Source organism: Streptomyces sp. NPDC050997, from assembly GCF_040660135.1.
Classification (GTDB): Bacteria; Actinomycetota; Actinomycetes; order Streptomycetales; family Streptomycetaceae; genus Streptomyces.
Map to the genome: position 1 here is coordinate 317,077 of NZ_JBFAGK010000001.1, position 16,311 is coordinate 333,387.

General features: G+C 70.6%; 16 protein-coding genes. All 16 read left to right on the forward strand.

Translation table 11 applies throughout. From position 1 onward, the window contains the following. Positions 1-30 precede the first annotated feature (30 nt). The 16 genes from sbnA to AB0H86_RS01500 all read left to right on the forward strand — a co-directional run bounded on the left by sbnA (position 31) and on the right by AB0H86_RS01500 (position 16,288). Positions 31-1,002, forward strand: coding sequence for a 2,3-diaminopropionate biosynthesis protein SbnA (gene sbnA / locus AB0H86_RS01425; protein ID WP_362431496.1), 972 nt, complete (start codon positions 31-33; stop codon positions 1,000-1,002). A gap of 170 nt (positions 1,003-1,172) precedes the next feature. Then, positions 1,173-2,807 (forward strand): acyl-CoA dehydrogenase family protein, encoded by a 1,635-nt coding sequence (locus AB0H86_RS01430; protein ID WP_362431498.1) that lies wholly within the window; start codon positions 1,173-1,175, stop codon positions 2,805-2,807. 421 nt (positions 2,808-3,228) lie between these two features. Further along, complete coding sequence (locus AB0H86_RS01435; RefSeq protein WP_362431500.1) at positions 3,229-4,515, forward strand: GAF domain-containing protein; 1,287 nt, start codon at positions 3,229-3,231, stop codon at positions 4,513-4,515. Between the two features lie 238 nt (positions 4,516-4,753). Continuing rightward, positions 4,754-6,049, forward strand: coding sequence for a hypothetical protein (locus AB0H86_RS01440; protein ID WP_362431502.1), 1,296 nt, complete (start codon positions 4,754-4,756; stop codon positions 6,047-6,049). 114 nt (positions 6,050-6,163) lie between these two features. Continuing rightward, the gene (locus tag AB0H86_RS01445) at positions 6,164-6,736 is read left to right on the forward strand and encodes a GNAT family N-acetyltransferase (RefSeq protein WP_362431504.1); all 573 of its coding nucleotides are present in this window, start codon (positions 6,164-6,166) and stop codon (positions 6,734-6,736) included. A 127-nt stretch (positions 6,737-6,863) separates the two neighbouring features. Further along, entirely contained in the window at positions 6,864-6,947 is an 84-nt protein-coding gene (locus tag AB0H86_RS01450) for a putative leader peptide (RefSeq protein ID WP_309486338.1), read from the forward strand. A gap of 125 nt (positions 6,948-7,072) precedes the next feature. Next, entirely contained in the window at positions 7,073-8,770 is a 1,698-nt protein-coding gene (locus AB0H86_RS01455) for a nitrite/sulfite reductase (RefSeq protein WP_362431506.1), read from the forward strand. After that, positions 8,767-8,946, forward strand: coding sequence for a hypothetical protein (locus tag AB0H86_RS01460; RefSeq protein ID WP_362431508.1), 180 nt, complete (start codon positions 8,767-8,769; stop codon positions 8,944-8,946). The genes AB0H86_RS01455 and AB0H86_RS01460 overlap by 4 nt, the downstream gene beginning before the upstream one ends. After that, positions 8,943-9,662: a phosphoadenylyl-sulfate reductase gene (locus tag AB0H86_RS01465; RefSeq protein ID WP_362431510.1), complete on the forward strand. Its 720-nt coding sequence runs from the start codon at positions 8,943-8,945 to the stop codon at positions 9,660-9,662. The genes AB0H86_RS01460 and AB0H86_RS01465 overlap by 4 nt, the downstream gene beginning before the upstream one ends. After that, positions 9,659-10,231 (forward strand): adenylyl-sulfate kinase, encoded by a 573-nt coding sequence (gene cysC / locus AB0H86_RS01470; RefSeq protein WP_362431512.1) that lies wholly within the window; start codon positions 9,659-9,661, stop codon positions 10,229-10,231. Before AB0H86_RS01465 ends, cysC begins: the two co-directional genes overlap by 4 nt. Further along, positions 10,228-11,166, forward strand: coding sequence for a sulfate adenylyltransferase subunit CysD (gene cysD / locus AB0H86_RS01475; RefSeq protein ID WP_362431514.1), 939 nt, complete (start codon positions 10,228-10,230; stop codon positions 11,164-11,166). The genes cysC and cysD overlap by 4 nt, the downstream gene beginning before the upstream one ends. 2 nt (positions 11,167-11,168) lie before the next feature. Next, positions 11,169-12,503 carry a GTP-binding protein gene (locus AB0H86_RS01480; RefSeq protein ID WP_362431517.1) on the forward strand — a complete coding sequence of 445 codons (1,335 nt, stop codon included), beginning with the start codon at positions 11,169-11,171 and terminating at the stop codon, positions 12,501-12,503. A gap of 222 nt (positions 12,504-12,725) precedes the next feature. Beyond that, entirely contained in the window at positions 12,726-13,835 is a 1,110-nt protein-coding gene (locus AB0H86_RS01485) for an ABC transporter substrate-binding protein (RefSeq protein WP_362431519.1), read from the forward strand. An 11-nt stretch (positions 13,836-13,846) separates the two neighbouring features. Beyond that, positions 13,847-14,650, forward strand: coding sequence for an ABC transporter ATP-binding protein (locus AB0H86_RS01490; protein ID WP_362431521.1), 804 nt, complete (start codon positions 13,847-13,849; stop codon positions 14,648-14,650). Further along, on the forward strand, positions 14,637-15,542 hold the full coding sequence (locus AB0H86_RS01495; RefSeq protein WP_362431523.1) for an ABC transporter permease: 906 nt from the start codon (positions 14,637-14,639) through the stop codon (positions 15,540-15,542). The genes AB0H86_RS01490 and AB0H86_RS01495 overlap by 14 nt, the downstream gene beginning before the upstream one ends. 5 nt (positions 15,543-15,547) lie before the next feature. Next, entirely contained in the window at positions 15,548-16,288 is a 741-nt protein-coding gene (locus AB0H86_RS01500; protein ID WP_362431525.1) for a sirohydrochlorin chelatase, read from the forward strand. Positions 16,289-16,311: the final 23 nt, after the last annotated feature.

Below are 16,311 nucleotides of genomic sequence, written 5' to 3' on the forward strand. Positions count from 1 at the left end.
CGGCATGTGGTGCACGAGGAGGGGGGCAGCATGCCCGTCATTTCCGATCCCGCGCAGTTCAACGAGGAGGAGCTCTACGTCGACCTGCGGGCCGCGTTGGGACTTCCGCTGTATCTGAAGTGCGAGGGGTTCAATTTCGCCGGGTCGGTCAAACTGAAGGCCGCGGCCGAGATGGTCGACGCGGCCGAACACGAGGGCCGGCTGCGACACGGCTCGGTACTGGTCGAGTCGTCGTCCGGGAACCTGGGCGTGGCACTCGGCATGATCGCGGCGAGCCGCGGTTACCGGTTCCTGTGCGTGACCGACACGCGTTGCAACCGGGCCAGCGTCCGCCTGATGGAGGCGCTCGGCAGCCACGTCCACATGATCGACGAGCCGGACCTGCACGGGGGGTTCCTGGGCGCCCGAATCGCGTACGTGCGGGCGCTGTGCGCCGCCGACGAGAGATACGTGTGGCTCAACCAGTACACCAACCAGGGGAACTGGCGGGCGCACTTCCGCACCACCGCGCCCGCCATCGCCCGCCGCTTCCCGCACCTGGACGTCCTGTTCGTCGGCGCCGGTACCACCGGGACCCTGATGGGCTGCGCCCGCTGGTTCTGGCAGTGGGGGCGCCGGGTGCGGGTGGTCGCCGTCGACAGTGTCGGCTCGGTGACCTTCGGCGCCACCCCGGGCCGGCGGATGATTCCCGGGCTCGGCACCAGCGTGCCGCCGCCGCTGCTGGACGAGTCGTACGTCGACGACGTGGTCCACGTCGAGGAGACGGACACGGTCCGGGTGTGCCGTCTGCTGGCCGGACGGGGCTTCCTCTTCGGCGGTTCCACCGGGACCGTGGTCAGCGGGGCCGGCCAGTGGCTCGCCCGGCACGACGGCCGCGAGCTCACGGCAGTGGCCCTCGCACCCGACCTCGGCGAGCGCTACCTCGACACCGTCTACCGCGAGGGCTGGCCCTCGGACCTCAAGGAAGCGGAGGTGCCGACGGCCTTGGCAGGGCTTGCCTGAGGGCCTCGCCTGAGGTCATCGCCGGAGGCCATCGTCATGACAGGGCCCGGGGAGTGGACCGGGTGAGGCGGGCCGTGCGGCCGTGGACCGTACCGCCCGCCTCACCCACCCGTGCCGCCCCGCGCCCTGTCATGGCGATGACCTCCGCCATTGGGGGGTAGGTTCCCTTTATGGCAGGCAGCACCCACACCGTGACCAATCAGCCTCCGCCGCTGGTCGGATACGACGTCTTCACCGCCGACCGCGCCCTGACGGCCGCGGTGGAGCGGCACACCCACCCCGATCTGCTCGACGAGGTGCGCGGCGACCTCTCGGCGCTCGGCCGGGCCTCCGGTTCGGCACAGCTGCAGGAGTGGGGGACGCAGGCCAACGAGAACCCGCCGCGGCTGCGCACCCACGACCGCCACGGCCACCGCCTCGACGAGGTCGACTTCCATCCCGCCTGGCACCGACTGCTCGGCAAGGGCGTCGCGGCGGGCCTCACCGCGGCCTGGACACAGCCCGCCGGGCATGTCCGGCGGGCCGCCGCGTTCCTGGTGTGGACGCAGGTCGACGCCGGCAACCTCTGCCCCCTGTCCATGACCCACGCCGCGGTGCCCGCCCTGCGCACCGACCCCGCGCTCGCCGCGGAGTGGGAGCCGCGGCTGACGTCCATGGTCTACGACCGCGCGCTGCGACCGGCCTCCCTCAAGGCCGGGGCGTTGTTCGGGATGGGCATGACGGAGAAGCAGGGCGGCAGCGACGTACGTGCCAACACGACGGCCGCCACCCCCCTCGCGGAGGACGGGACGTACGAGCTGACCGGGCACAAGTGGTTCTGCTCGGCGCCGATGTCGGACGGGTTCCTGGTGCTGGCGCAGGCGCCGGAGGGGCTCACCTGCTTCCTCGTGCCGCGTGTGCTGGCGGACGGCGACCGCAACGTCTTCATGATCCAGCGGCTCAAGGACAAGCTGGGCAACCGGTCGAACGCCTCCGCCGAGGTCGAGTTCGACGGGACCTGGGCGCGCCGGGTCGGCGAGGAGGGGCGGGGGGTACGCACCATCATCGAGATGGTGGCGGCGACCCGCCTCGACTGTGTGCTGGGGTCGGCGGGCCTGATGCGGCAGGCCGTGGCGCAGGCCGTGCACCACTGCACGTACCGCGAGGCGTTCGGCGACCCGCTCGTCGACCAGCCGCTGATGCGCAACGTGCTGGCCGACCTCGCCCTGGAGTCCGAGGCGGCGACCACCCTCGCACTGCGGCTCGCGGCGGCCTACGACGACGGTGGCGAGCAGGAGCGGGCGCTGCTCAGGATCGCCGTGCCGGCCGCCAAGTACTGGGTGACCAAGCGGTGCCCGTCGGTGGCGGTGGAGGCCGCCGAGTGCCTGGGCGGCAACGGGTACGTCGAGGAGTCGGGCCTGCCCCGGCTGGTGCGCGAGTCGCCGCTCAACTCGATCTGGGAGGGCGCCGGGAACGTCCAGGCGCTGGACGTGGTGCGGGTGTTGCAGCGGGAGCCGCAGGCCCTGAACGCCTACCTCGTGGAGGTCGGCAAGGCCCGGGGCGCCGATCACCGGCTGGACGCGGCGGTCAAGGACCTGCTGTCCGAGCTCGGCGATCTGGAGGGCGTTGCGGGACGGGCGCGGCGGCTGGCCGAGAGGCTCGCGCTGGTGCTCCAGGGCTCACTGCTCGTGCGGTACGCGCCGTCGGAGGTCGCCGACGCGTTCTGCGCGGCCCGCCTGGGCGGTGACGGCGGCGCGGCGTTCGGCACCCTGCCGAGCACCTTGGACCTGGCGTCGGTGGTGGAACGGGCACGGCCGGATTCCTGAGCCGTCGGCAGCCCGCCACGGCCGCGATGACTGCGATTGCTGCCATTGCTGCGACGGCTGCGACGGCCGGATCTGCCGATGGCTTGATCTGTCGATGGCTTGATAAGCGCTCCGTGGGCACGCCCTGCGAGCGTCCGTGCGCGGAACGCGGGGGTGGTGCTGCGCCGACACGGCACCACCCCCGTCGCCGGCCCGTTCCAGGCCGGTGACGCCGCCCGGGGGCGGCGTCGCTCAAGTTTCAAACACAGTGCGGCCGACCACCAGGGTTGCAAGGGGTTGCAACTTGTTGGTGTCTGTGTGCGGACTGTGTCCCTCCGCCCTGGGCAGGCGGCACTATGAGACAGACAGTCAAGACGGACCGGTCGGCCGTGGCCGAAAGACGACACCCACCGGTTGTTCCGAGCCTTCTCCGGGAGGACCAGTGGCGCTCTCGCCGACCGACGTGACGCAGCTCGCCGCCGTGGACTCGGCGCGGGCGGCACGGGTACTGAGCGAGGTCCGCTCCGCGAGGCTCTCCGGGCAACGCGCGCCCGTCGCGCCGCGCCCGGTGATCGAGCAGTCCTGGGGGCGGATGCTGCGCGGCGGGGTCGATCCCGACCACGACTTCAGATCGGGGCTGCTGTCCCACGAGGAGCTGCGGCGGCGCCGGGAGACCACGGCCCTGCGGCATGTGCTGCCGGTGCTGCGGGAGGGGCTGCTGTCGGTCGCGGACGCCGCCCACCACATCATGGTGGTCGCCGACGACGAGGGCCGGGTGCTGTGGCGTGAGGGCAGTTCGCCCGTGCTGCGCAAGGCCGACGCGCTCGGCTTCGCACTCGGCGCCGACTGGCGGGAGGACGTCGTCGGCACCAATGGCGTGGGCACTCCGGCCGTCGTACGGCGTCCCGTCCAGGTCTTCGCCTCCGAGCACTTCGTGCGCTCGCACGCCGCCTGGACCTGCGCGGGCGCCCCGATCACCGATCCGCGGGACGGTCGGCTGATCGGCGTGGTGGACGTCAGCGGACCACTGGAGACCATGCACCCGGCCACGCTCGCCTGGGTGGACTCGGTGGCCAAGCTCGCCGAGTCGAGGCTGCGGGAGCTGCACGTGGCCTCGCTGGAGCGGCTGCGCGCGGTGGGCGCCCCAGTGCTGGCGGGGCTCGGCGTGCGGGCCGTGGTGGTGGACCGGGACGGCTGGACCGCGACGGTGACCGGGATGCCGTACACGAACCGGGTACCGCTGCCCAAGTCGCCGTCGCCTGGCCGTCGGTGGCTGCCCTCGCTCGGACTGTGCGCGCTGGAGCCGCTGGCGGGCGGCTGGCTGATCCGGGTCACCGAGGAGCCGGTGACCGGCGGCAGTACCCGGATCACGCTGAACCTGGCGCGGTCCCGGCGCTGTTCGGTGACCGTGTCGGGCTGCGCGGGCTCGTGGAGCCACGAACTGACGCCCCGGCACGCCGAGTTGCTGTACCTGCTGGCCCGGCACCGGACCGGTCGCAGTGCGGCGGGCCTGGCCGAGGACATGTTCGGCGACCCGGCCCGCACGGTGACGGTGCGCGCCGAGATGTCCCGGGTACGACGCTATCTCGGGGGGCTGCTGGAGCACCGGCCGTACCGATTCGGTGAGAACGCCGAGGTCGAGGTGCTCCTGCCCGCCGACCCACGCGACCTGTTGCCGCACTCGACCGCTCCGGCGGTGGTCACCGCTCGGGCCACCGAGCCGACCTGACGAGCCACCGAGCCGTCGTGACAACTCGGTTCCCGGAACAGCACAGAACATCACGGATCGTCCAACAATCTGAGCCGTCGTGACCACCTGAGCGCGCCAGGAGTGCATCTTCCGCATAATTGCAGGGTCTTCGTCCCCCATGGGCTCCGACTGCCGTAGCATCCCTCTCGGGCCACCCCACCTGCTCCTCGGTCAACGTACGGATCACCAGGCGCAGTTGCCCGCCTCGGGAGGACGCATGAAACAGCGCGGCAGACACCGTCGGCGCAAGCGGGGCAGGGCGTTCCGCGCCTTCCTCGCCGGCACCGCCCTCGCGCTGACCGGCGCGGCGACCATGATCAGCGCCTCGCAGGCCACGGTCGACGGCAACCCCGGGGCCCTGAAGCCGCTCTCCTCGGCCACCGACACCGCCGCGCTGGGGCTCCAGGCGAAGCAGGTACCACAGCGCTCCCTGGACCGGCTCGCCTCGGCGATGGGCCGGCCGGTAGGCGTCGGCGCCGTCCTCGACAACGCCGTCGACAGCCTGCGTGACCCGGACTCCTGCACGGGTGAGGAACGCGCGGCGCTGCCCGTCGAGCCCGCCGCCACCCGCGCCTACTGCTGGACCGGCGCCGACGCCGGATCCTGGCGGGCCGGCGCGGTCACCACCTCCGGGGACGCCGACGACGACGGCGTCTGGGGCCAGAACCGGGTGATCCTCTCCGGCTGGACCCAGGACACCGGCACGGACGGCCGCGATCTCGCCCGGGTCGCCTTCGTCGACGCCAACGACCTGCGCCACCTCCGCTACACCTCGGTGCTGCTGGTCGTCCCGGTCGACGGCGGCCGTGACTACCGGGCGCTCGGCTCGCGGCTGTCCGGCATGGTCTGGTACCAGGACAAGCTGCTGGTCACCGCCGACGACGAGGGGCGCGACGCCCTGTACGTGTACGACATGAACCGGGTCCAGCGCACGACGGTGGACGCGAAGGCGGTGGGCCGGGTGCGCGACGGCTGGTCGGCGCACGGCTACCAGTACGTGCTGCCCGCCGTCGGGTCGTACCGGCTGACCGGCGGGGACAGCGCCGCCCGCCCCGAGAGCATCTCCCTGGACCGCACCACGACACCGGACAGCCTGGTCGCGAGCTCGCGGCCCGCCGACGACGGCGACCGGCCCACCCTCCTGTGGCGCTACTCCTTCTCCACTGCCTCGACGCAGACCTCCTGGTCCGGACTGCTGGCCACCGACACCACCGGCCGCACCGGTCCGACCGAGGCGTACCGGACCGAGGGCTCCGACGTCGGGGGCGTCCTGTCGTACCACGACAACTGGTTCGTGGCCCGCGCCGGCTCGGGCGACGGGCACGGCACGCTGTGGCGGCAGACCGAGGACGGCGCGCAGGCCACCCGGTGCGGGTCCGAGGAGCGTCGCAACTGCTGGAGCCCGGACACACCGTCCCTCTCCTACTGGGAGGAGAGCGGTGAGGTCTGGACCCAGTCGGAGCGGATGCTCTTCGCGCTGCCGCTGGCCTCGATGGACAGGGCCCTGGAGTAGCCAGGCGGCTCACGCGCTTCGGCCGGGCAGCTCACACGCTTCGGCCGGGCGCGTCCAACGCTTAGGCCGGGCGGCGATCGACAGACCGATCGGGCTCGTGATTCCCTGACCGTCATGACCAACACCCCCGTGACCACCTGGTCCCTGGAGCAGACCTCCCCGACCGACCTCCTGCCGGCCGCCGCGCCGGAGGGGGATGTGCGGATCGTGCGTTCCGAGGTCCCCTCCCCCGAGTTCAGCCGCTTCCTGTACGCGTCCGTCGGCGGGGACGTCCGCTGGATCGACCGGCTGGGCTGGACGTACGCCCGGTGGCAGGAGCACCTGAACCGGGCGGGCGTGGAGACCTGGGTGGCCTACGACCGGGGGACGCCCGCCGGGTACGCGGAACTGGACGCGCAGGACGACGGGGTCGTGGAGATCGCCTACTTCGGCCTGATCCCGGCCTTCCGCGGGCGGCGGATCGGCGGGCATCTGCTGTCGTACGGGGCCGCCCGCGCCTGGGACCTCGCGGACCGCCAGCCCGGGGTACCGCCGACCAAGCGGGTATGGCTGCACACCTGCAGCCTGGACGGCGAGCACGCGATGGACAACTACCTGCGGCGCGGCTTCAAGCTCTTCGACACCAAGGTCGAGGAGAAGCCGCAGGTGGCGGCACCGGGCCCCTGGCCTGGCGCCTACCCTGTCTGACCTGCGCGGACAAGACCGCACACCCGCCATGTGACCGACAACACCCTAGTCTCGCGATTCGGGACAAGGGTGTCCGCATGATGGACAAAGCTGGACTGTGTCCAGATCGCCATGACACGCTTCCGTCATGTCTGGAACTGGAATTGCCTTGGTGAGTCGGCGGCACGTCGACCTCGGCCGCATGTCCAGCGCCATCTGTCCGGCGAGCTGACAGCCCCGGCACAGCCCGACATTTTCCTTAGGCTCATTCCTGCGCAACGCCGCGCACGTACACCCATGCGCCCACATGCGCAGGTCAGAGCAGCTCACCCGCCTGTCCCGAAGGACGTATCAACCATGGCCGCCACCCCGCAGAAGCCTGCCGACGCGACTCCCCGCCGCAAGGTGAGCCGTCACCGCGGTGAGGGTCAGTGGGCCGCGGGGCACCACACCCCGCTCAACGGCAACGAGCAGTTCAAGAAGGACGACGACGGTCTCAATGTGCGGACACGTATTGAGACGATTTACTCGAAGCGCGGCTTCGACTCGATCGACCCCAACGACCTGCGTGGCCGGATGCGCTGGTGGGGTCTGTACACCCAGCGCAAGCCCGGGATCGACGGCGGCAAGACCGCGATCCTGGAGCCGGAGGAGCTGGACGACAAGTACTTCATGCTGCGCGTCCGCATCGACGGCGGCCGGCTGACCACACGCCAGCTGCGGGTCATCGGCGAGATCTCGCAGGAGTTCGCGCGCGGCACCGCCGACATCACCGACCGGCAGAACATCCAACTGCACTGGATCCGGATCGAGGACGTGCCCGAGATCTGGGACCGCCTGGAGGCGGTCGGTCTGTCCACCACCGAGGCCTGCGGTGACACGCCCCGCGTGATCCTCGGCTCGCCCGTCGCCGGTATCGCCGAGGACGAGATCATCGACGGCACCTGGGCCATCGACGAGATCCACAAGCGGTTCATCGGCAGCAAGGAATTCTCCAACCTGCCCCGCAAGTTCAAGACCGCGATCTCCGGTTCCCCGCTCCTGGACGTCGCCCACGAGATCAACGACGTGGCGTTCGTCGGAGTCGAGCACCCCGAGCACGGCCCCGGCTTCGACCTGTGGGTCGGCGGCGGCCTGTCCACCAACCCGAAGATCGGCGTCCGGCTCGGCGCCTGGGTTCCGCTGGACGAGGTCCCGGACATCTGGGCGGGCGTGGTCGGCATCTTCCGCGACTACGGCTACCGGCGCCTGCGCACCCGCGCCCGGCTGAAGTTCCTGGTCGCCGACTGGGGCCCGGAGAAGTTCCGCCAGGTCCTGCAGGACGAGTACCTCAAGCGCCCGCTCGTCGACGGCCCCGCGCCCGCCGCGCCCGTGGAGCGCTGGCGCGACCACGTCGGCGTGCACCGGCAGCAGGACGGCCGTTTCTACGTCGGTTTCGCCCCGCGGGTGGGCCGCGTGGACGGCACGACGCTCACGAAGATCGCCGAGCTCTCCGAGGCCCACGGCTCGGGCCGGGTCCGTACCACCGTCGAGCAGAAGATGATCGTGCTCGATGTCGAGGAGGCCCAGGTCGAGTCGCTGGTCGAGGCCCTTGAGGCCCTTGACCTGACCGCCAAGCCCTCCCCGTTCCGGCGCGGCACCATGGCCTGCACCGGCATCGAGTACTGCAAGCTCGCCATCGTCGAGACCAAGGTGCGCGGTTCCGCGCTGATCGACGAACTGGAACGCCGCATCCCGGAGTTCGACGAGCCGATCACCATCAACCTCAACGGCTGCCCGAACGCCTGCGCCCGTATCCAGGTGGCGGACATCGGTCTCAAGGGTCAGCTGGTCCTCGACGAGAACGGCGACCAGGTCGAGGGCTACCAGGTACACCTGGGCGGCGCGCTGGGTCTGGAGCCCGGCTTCGGCCGCAAGGTGCGCGGTCTGAAGGTCACCTCCGAGGAGCTCCCCGACTACGTCGAGCGGGTCCTCAAGCGCTTCCAGGAGGAGCGCGAGGAGGGTGAGCGCTTCGCCGCCTGGGCCGCGCGCGCATCCGAGGAGGCCCTCTCATGAGCGAGCGGGCCGCCCCCTTCTACTGCCCCTACTGCGGCGACGAGGACCTGCGTCCGAACGACGAAGGTCACGGTGCCTGGGAATGCGCGGCGTGCAACCGCGCATTCCAGCTGAAGTTCCTCGGGCTGCTGGCCCGGGGTGTTCAGCGGGCCGACAACGGACGGGACCAGATATGACGACGGCTCAGGAAGCCCGTACGACCGAGGAGTTGAAGGCGCTCGCCGAGCAGGCGGGCCGCGACCTGGAGGACGCCGACGCGCTGGAGATCCTCCAGTGGGCGGTCGACACCTTCGGGGGGCGCTTCTGCGTGACCTCCTCGATGGAGGACGCGGTGGTGGCCCATCTCGCGTCCAGGGCGAGGAAGGGCGGCCCCCCTGTCGACGTGGTCTTCCTCGACACCGGCTACCACTTCCCGGAGACCATCGGCACCCGGGACGCCGTGGAGGCCGTGATGGACGTCAACGTCATCACGCTGACGCCGCGGCAGACGGTCGCCGAGCAGGACGCCGAGTTCGGCCCCAGGCTGCACGACCGCGACCCCGACCTGTGCTGCAAGATGCGCAAGGTCCAGCCGCTGGAGGAAGGCCTCAAGGAGTATTCGGCCTGGGCGACCGGGCTGCGCCGCGACGAGTCCCCGACCCGGGCGAACACCCCGGTCGTCGGCTGGGACGAGAAGCGCCAGAAGGTCAAGATCTCCCCGATCGCCCGCTGGACCCAGGACGACGTGGACGCGTACGTCACCGAGCACGGTGTCCTCACCAACCCGCTGCTGATGGACGGCTACCCCTCCGTCGGCTGCGCGCCCTGCACCCGCCGCGTCCTGGAGGGCGAGGACGCGCGAGCCGGCCGCTGGGCGGGCCGCAACAAGACCGAGTGCGGACTGCACGGATGACCACTGTGCTGTCGACGAATCAGGAGAACCAAGTGACGACCGGAGCCACCGTCTGGCTCACGGGTCTGCCGAGTGCCGGCAAGACCACCATCGCGTACGAGCTGGCGGGCAGGCTCCGCGCGTCGGGCCACCTCGTCGAGGTGCTCGACGGCGACGAGATCCGCGAGTTCATCTCGTCGGGCCTCGGCTTCTCCCGCGAGGACCGGCACACCAACGTGCAGCGCATCGGCTTCGTCGCCGAACTGCTGGCCCGTAACGGTGTCAAGGTGCTGGTCCCGGTGATCGCGCCGTACGCCGACAGCCGCGAGGCGGTCCGGGGGCGCCACCAGGACGGCGGGGCGGCGTACGTCGAGGTGCATGTGGCGACCCCGGTCGACGTGTGCAGCGAGCGGGACGTCAAGGGTCTGTACGCCAAGCAGGCGGCGGGCGAGCTGACCGGGCTCACCGGGGTCGACGACCCGTACGAGGAGCCCGTCTCCCCCGATCTGCGCATCGAGTCGCAGCACCAGACCGTCCAGGAGTCCGCGGCCGCGCTCCACGCGCTGCTCACCGAGAGGGGACTGGCATGACGACGACCGCAACCCAGGTCGAGGACGGTACGGGCACCCCGCACGCCCTGTCGCACCTGGACGCGCTGGAGTCCGAGGCGGTGCACATCTTCCGTGAGGTGGCGGGCGAGTTCGAGCGGCCGGTGATCCTGTTCTCCGGCGGCAAGGACTCCATCGTCATGCTGCACCTGGCGCTGAAGGCGTTCGCTCCCTCGGCGGTCCCCTTCTCGCTGCTGCACGTGGACACCGGGCACAACTTCCCCGAGGTGCTGGAGTACCGGGACCGCGCGGTCGACAAGCACGGTCTGCGGCTGCATGTCGCGTCCGTGCAGGACTACCTCGACCGGGGTGTCCTCAAGGAGCGCCCGGACGGCACCCGTAACCCACTGCAGACGCTTCCGCTGACGGAGAAGATCCAGGCAGAGAAGTTCGACGCGGTGTTCGGCGGCGGTCGCCGTGACGAGGAGAAGGCCCGCGCCAAGGAGCGGGTCTTCTCGCTGCGGGACGAGTTCTCGCAGTGGGACCCGCGCCGTCAGCGGCCCGAGCTGTGGAACCTGTACAACGGACGGCACGCTCCCGGCGAACACGTCCGCGTCTTCCCCCTGTCCAACTGGACCGAACTCGACGTGTGGCAGTACATCGCCCGCGAGGGCATCGAGCTGCCGGAGATCTACTTCGCCCACGAACGCGAGGTGTTCCAGCGGGCCGGCATGTGGCTGACGGCCGGCGAGTGGGGCGGCCCGAAGGACACCGAGACCGTCGAGAAGCGCCTGGTGCGCTACCGCACGGTCGGCGACATGTCCTGCACCGGCGCCGTCGACTCCGACGCCACCACGCTGGATGCCGTGATCACCGAGATCGCCGCCTCCCGGCTCACCGAACGCGGCGCCACCCGCGCCGACGACAAGATGTCCGAGGCCGCGATGGAAGACCGCAAGCGCGAGGGGTACTTCTAAGCATGAGCACGCTCACGACCGAGGAACTCTCGGAGACCACCCTGCTGCGGTTCGCCACCGCCGGCTCCGTCGACGACGGCAAGTCCACCCTCGTCGGCCGCCTCCTGCACGACTCCAAGTCGATCCTCACCGACCAGCTGGAAGCCGTCGAGCGCGCCTCGGCGAGCCGCGGCCAGGAGGCCCCGGACCTCGCGCTGCTGACCGACGGCCTGCGGGCCGAGCGGGAACAGGGCATCACCATCGACGTGGCCTACCGCTACTTCGCCACCCCGAAGCGCCGGTTCATCCTCGCCGACACCCCCGGCCATGTGCAGTACACCCGCAACATGGTCACCGGCGCCTCCACCGCCGAACTGACGGTGATCCTCGTCGACGCCCGCAACGGCGTCGTCGAACAGACCCGCCGGCACGCCGCGATCGCCGCCCTGCTGCGCGTCCCCCACGTGGTCCTCGCCGTCAACAAGATGGACCTGGCCGACTACCAGGAGACCGTGTTCGCGGGCATCGCCGAGGAGTTCACGGCGTACGCGACCGAGCTGGGTGTCCCCGAGGTCACCGCCATCCCGATCTCGGCGCTCGCCGGTGACAACGTGGTGGAACCGTCGGCGAACATGGACTGGTACGGCGGGCCGACGTTCCTGGAGCACCTGGAGTCCGTGCCGGTCGCCCACGACCTCAGCCACTGCCACGCCCGGCTGCCCGTGCAGTACGTGATCCGGCCGCAGACCGCCGAACACCCCGACTACCGGGGGTACGCGGGCCAGATCGCCGCCGGTTCCTTCCGGGTCGGCGAGCAGGTCACGGTGCTGCCGTCCGGCAGCTCCACGAAGATCTCCGGCATCGACCTGCTCGGCACGCGGGTCGACGTCGCCTGGACCACCCAGTCGGTGACCCTCCTGCTGGAGGACGACATCGACATTTCGCGCGGTGACCTGATCGTGCCCAGCAAGGACGCGCCGCCGACCACCCAGGACATCGAGGCGACCGTCTGCCATGTCGCCGACGCGCCCCTGACCGTCGGCCACCGGGTGCTGCTCAAGCACGGCACCCGCACGGTGAAGGCGATCGTCAAGGACATCCCGTCGCGGCTCACGCTCGACGACCTGTCCCTGCACCCGCATCCGGGACAGCTCGTCGCCAACGACATCGGCCGGGTGAAGATCCGTGCCGCCGAGCCGCTGCCGGTCGACGCCTACGCGGACTCCCGGCGCACCGGCTCGTTCATCCTGATCGACCCGAACGACGGCACCACGCTCACCGCGGGCATGGTCGGCGAGTCGTTCGCGTCCCCGGAGCCCGTCAAGGACACCACCGAGGACGACGGGTGGGACTTCTGACATGAACTCCATCGATTTCTACTCCTCGTTCGCGAAGGAGGGCGGCCGCGTCGGCAGCGGTGACCTCGGCAGCGGGCAGGGCGGGGTGGCGCGATGTGTGCGCTGACGTACGCGCACTGCCTGCGCGCCCGCACCCCCCACCGCCGTAGACGAAAACCTGCCGACCTCCCGGCCACGACCTGAAAGACCGTGACCGCCGGGCCAACGAGGGGAACGCCTCCCGTGCCTGCCAACCGCTCATCCCTGCTGCGTCGCGGCATAGCCGCCATGACCGCCCTGCCCCTGCTCACCCTCGCCGCCTGCGGTTACGGCTCCGAGGCCAAGGACGACGACACCGCCAAGGTCGCCGCCGGGGCGAAGAAGATCGACGGTCTCGACTCCGTCAAGATCGGATACTTCGGCAACCTGACGCACGGCACCGCCCTGGTGGGTGTGCAGAAGGGGTACTTCCAGAAGTCCCTCGGCGCCACCAAGGCCCAGTACCAGATCTTCAACGCGGGCCCCTCCGAGATCGAGGCCCTCAACTCCAAGTCGATCGACATCGGCTGGATCGGCCCGTCCCCGGCGATCAACGGCTACACCAAGTCGAACGGCAAGAACCTGCGCATCATCGGCGGTTCGGCGTCCGGCGGCGTGAAGCTCGTGGTCAACCCGAAGAAGATCAAGTCCCTCAAGGACGTCAAGGGCAAGAAGATCGCGACTCCCCAACTGGGCAACACGCAGGACGTGGCGTTCCTCAACTGGATCGCGGACCAGGGCTGGAAGGTCGACGCGGAGAGCGGCAAGGGCGACGTCTCGGTCGTCCGCACCGACAACAAGGTCACCCCGGACGCCTACAAGTCCGGCTCCATCGACGGCGCGTGGGTGCCCGAGCCGACCGCGTCCAAGCTGGTCGCCGAGGGCGCCAAGGTGCTGCTCGACGAGGCGGACCTGTGGCCGGACAAGAAGTTCGTGATCACGAACATCATCGTGCGGCAGGACTTCCTCAAGGAGCACCCGAAGGCCGTCGAGGCCGTGCTGAAGGCCTCCGTCGACGCCAACAAGTGGATCAACGCCAACCCGGACGCGGCGAAGGCGGCGGCGAACAAGCAGCTGGAGGCGGACTCGGGCAAGGCGCTGCCGGCCGAGGTCCTGGACCCCGCGTGGAAGTCGATCCAGTTCACCAACGACCCGTTGGCCTCCACCCTCAACACCGAGGCGGAGCACGCCGTCAAGGCCGGTCTGCTGGAGAAGCCCGACCTGAAGGGCATCTACGACCTCGTTCCCCTCAACAAGGTCCTCAAGGCCGAGGGTGGCAGCGCGGTCGACGACGCCGGCCTCGGCACGAACTGACCGCTGACCCGATGAGTTCCCAGGAGGTGACGACCATGGCCACGACCTTCGCCAAGGCCGCCGAGACGGTGGAGCACGCGGCGCGCATTGAGCATGTCTCGAAGTCCTTCGCGGGCCCCGCCGGGCAACAGCTCGTGCTGGACGACATCAGCATCGATGTCGCACCGGGCGAGTTCGTCACCCTCCTGGGGGCCTCGGGCTGCGGCAAGTCCACACTGCTGAACCTGGTGGCCGGGCTCGACGAGCCCACCGCCGGGTCCATCACGACCACCGGCCGCCCGGCCCTGATGTTCCAGGAGCACGCCCTCTTCCCGTGGCTGACCGCGGGCAAGAACATCGAACTCGCCCTGCGACTGCGGGGAGTTCCGAAGAACGAACGCCGTGCCAGGACCGAGGAGCTGCTCGAACTCGTCCGGCTGAAGGGCGCGTACGGCAAGCGGGTGCACGAGCTGTCGGGCGGTATGCGCCAGCGTGTGGCGCTGGCCCGGGCGCTCGCGCAGGAGAGCAACCTGCTGCTGATGGACGAGCCGTTCGCGGCCCTGGACGCCATCACCCGGGATGTGCTGCACGACGAACTGACGCGCATCTGGGCGGAGACGGGCGTGTCCGTGCTCTTCGTGACGCACAACGTGCGCGAGGCGGTACGGCTCGCGCAGCGCGTGGTGCTGCTGTCCTCCCGGCCGGGCCGGATCGCGCGCGAGTGGACGGTCGAGATCCCGCAGCCGCGCCGCATCGAGGACGCGCCCGTGGCAGAGCTGTCCGTCGAGATCACCGAAGTACTGCGTGGGGAGATCCGCCGCCATGGCCAGCACTGACACGAAGACGACCGACGGGAGCGGCAAGAACGGCTCCGCGCTGGCCGGCATCGAGGCGGGCCTCGACGCGCTGGAGAGCTCGGTCACCGGACGGCCGCCGTTCCGTCAGACCTTCCGCGAGAAGATCCTGCCGCCGATCATCGCGATCATGGTCGTCCTGGTGGTCTGGCAGGGGCTGATCTCCCTGAAGATCGTCGACGATCCGTCGAAGCTGCCCTCACCCGGAGCCGTGTGGGCCGAGGTCGAGGACGCGTGGCTCAAGGGCACGCTGCTCGAGTACATCTGGACGAGCGTCTCGCGGGGTCTGTTCGGCTTCCTGCTCGCCCTCGTCATCGGCACGCCGCTCGGCCTGGTCGTGGCACGGGTGAAGTTCGTGCGCGCGGCGATCGGCCCGATCCTGTCCGGCCTGCAGTCGCTGCCGTCGGTGGCCTGGGTGCCGGCCGCGGTGATCTGGCTGGGGCTGAAGCCCGAGATGATGTACGCGGTGATCCTGCTCGGCGCGGTGCCGTCGATCGCCAACGGCCTGGTGTCCGGCGTCGACCAGGTGCCGCCGCTGATCCTGCGCGCGGGACGGACGCTGGGGGCGACCGGTCTGCGCGGTACCTGGCACATCGTGATGCCCGCGGCGCTGCCCGGCTATGTGGCGGGGCTGAAGCAGGGGTGGGCGTTCTCCTGGCGTTCGCTGATGGCCGCCGAGATCATCGCGCAGGCGCCGGATCTGGGCGTGGGCCTCGGCCAGCTGCTGGAGGTGGGCCGTACGAACAGCAGCATGGCGACGGTCTTCCTGGCCATCGTGCTCATCCTGTTCGTCGGCATCGCGATCGACCTGCTGATCTTCAGTCCGCTGGAGCGGTGGGTGCTGCGCACCCGAGGCCTGCTGGTGAAGAGCTGAGCCCCATGGACAAGAAGCCGGTTCTTCTCGTCATCGCCCACGGCAGCCGCGACCCGCGGCACGCCGCGACGGTGCACGCCCTCGTCCGGCGGGTGCGCTCCCTGCGCCCCGACGTACGGGTGGAGACCGGCTTCCTGGAATTCAACATCCCGTCCGTGCAAGGGGTGTGGGAGTCGCTGGCGGCACAGGACGTGGGAGAGATTGTGGCGCTCCCCCTCCTCCTGACCCGTGCCTTCCACGCGAAGTCGGACATCCCGGCGGTCCTGCGGGACGCGCCGCCGCGGCTGCGGATCCGGCAGGCGGAGGTGCTCGGCCCCTCCCCGCTGCTGCTCACCGCCCTCGAACGGCGGTTGTACGAGGCGGGCTTGACGCCCGCCGACAAGTCCTCGACCGGGGTCGTACTGGCCTCGGCGGGGTCCACCGACCCGGAGGCGATCGCAGTGATCGCTGAAATCGCGCGGGAGTGGCGGCACACCGGTTGGTGCGCCGTGCGACCTGCGTTCGCCTCCGCTGCTCTTCCCCGAACCGAGGACGCGGTACGAGAGCTGCGCGCCCTCGGCTGCGAGCGGGTCGCCGTCGCGCCGTATGTCCTGGCGCCCGGTTTCCTCCCCGACCGGATCGCCCGGGGCGCGGCCGAGGCGGACGTCCTGGCCGAGGTGCTCGGCCCGTCGCCGGAGGTGGCGCGGGTGCTGCTGAAGCGGTACGAAGCGGCCCGCATGCCGCTGCTCGCGGCCGTGGGGGCGTGACGACACCCGACGTGGGGGTGACG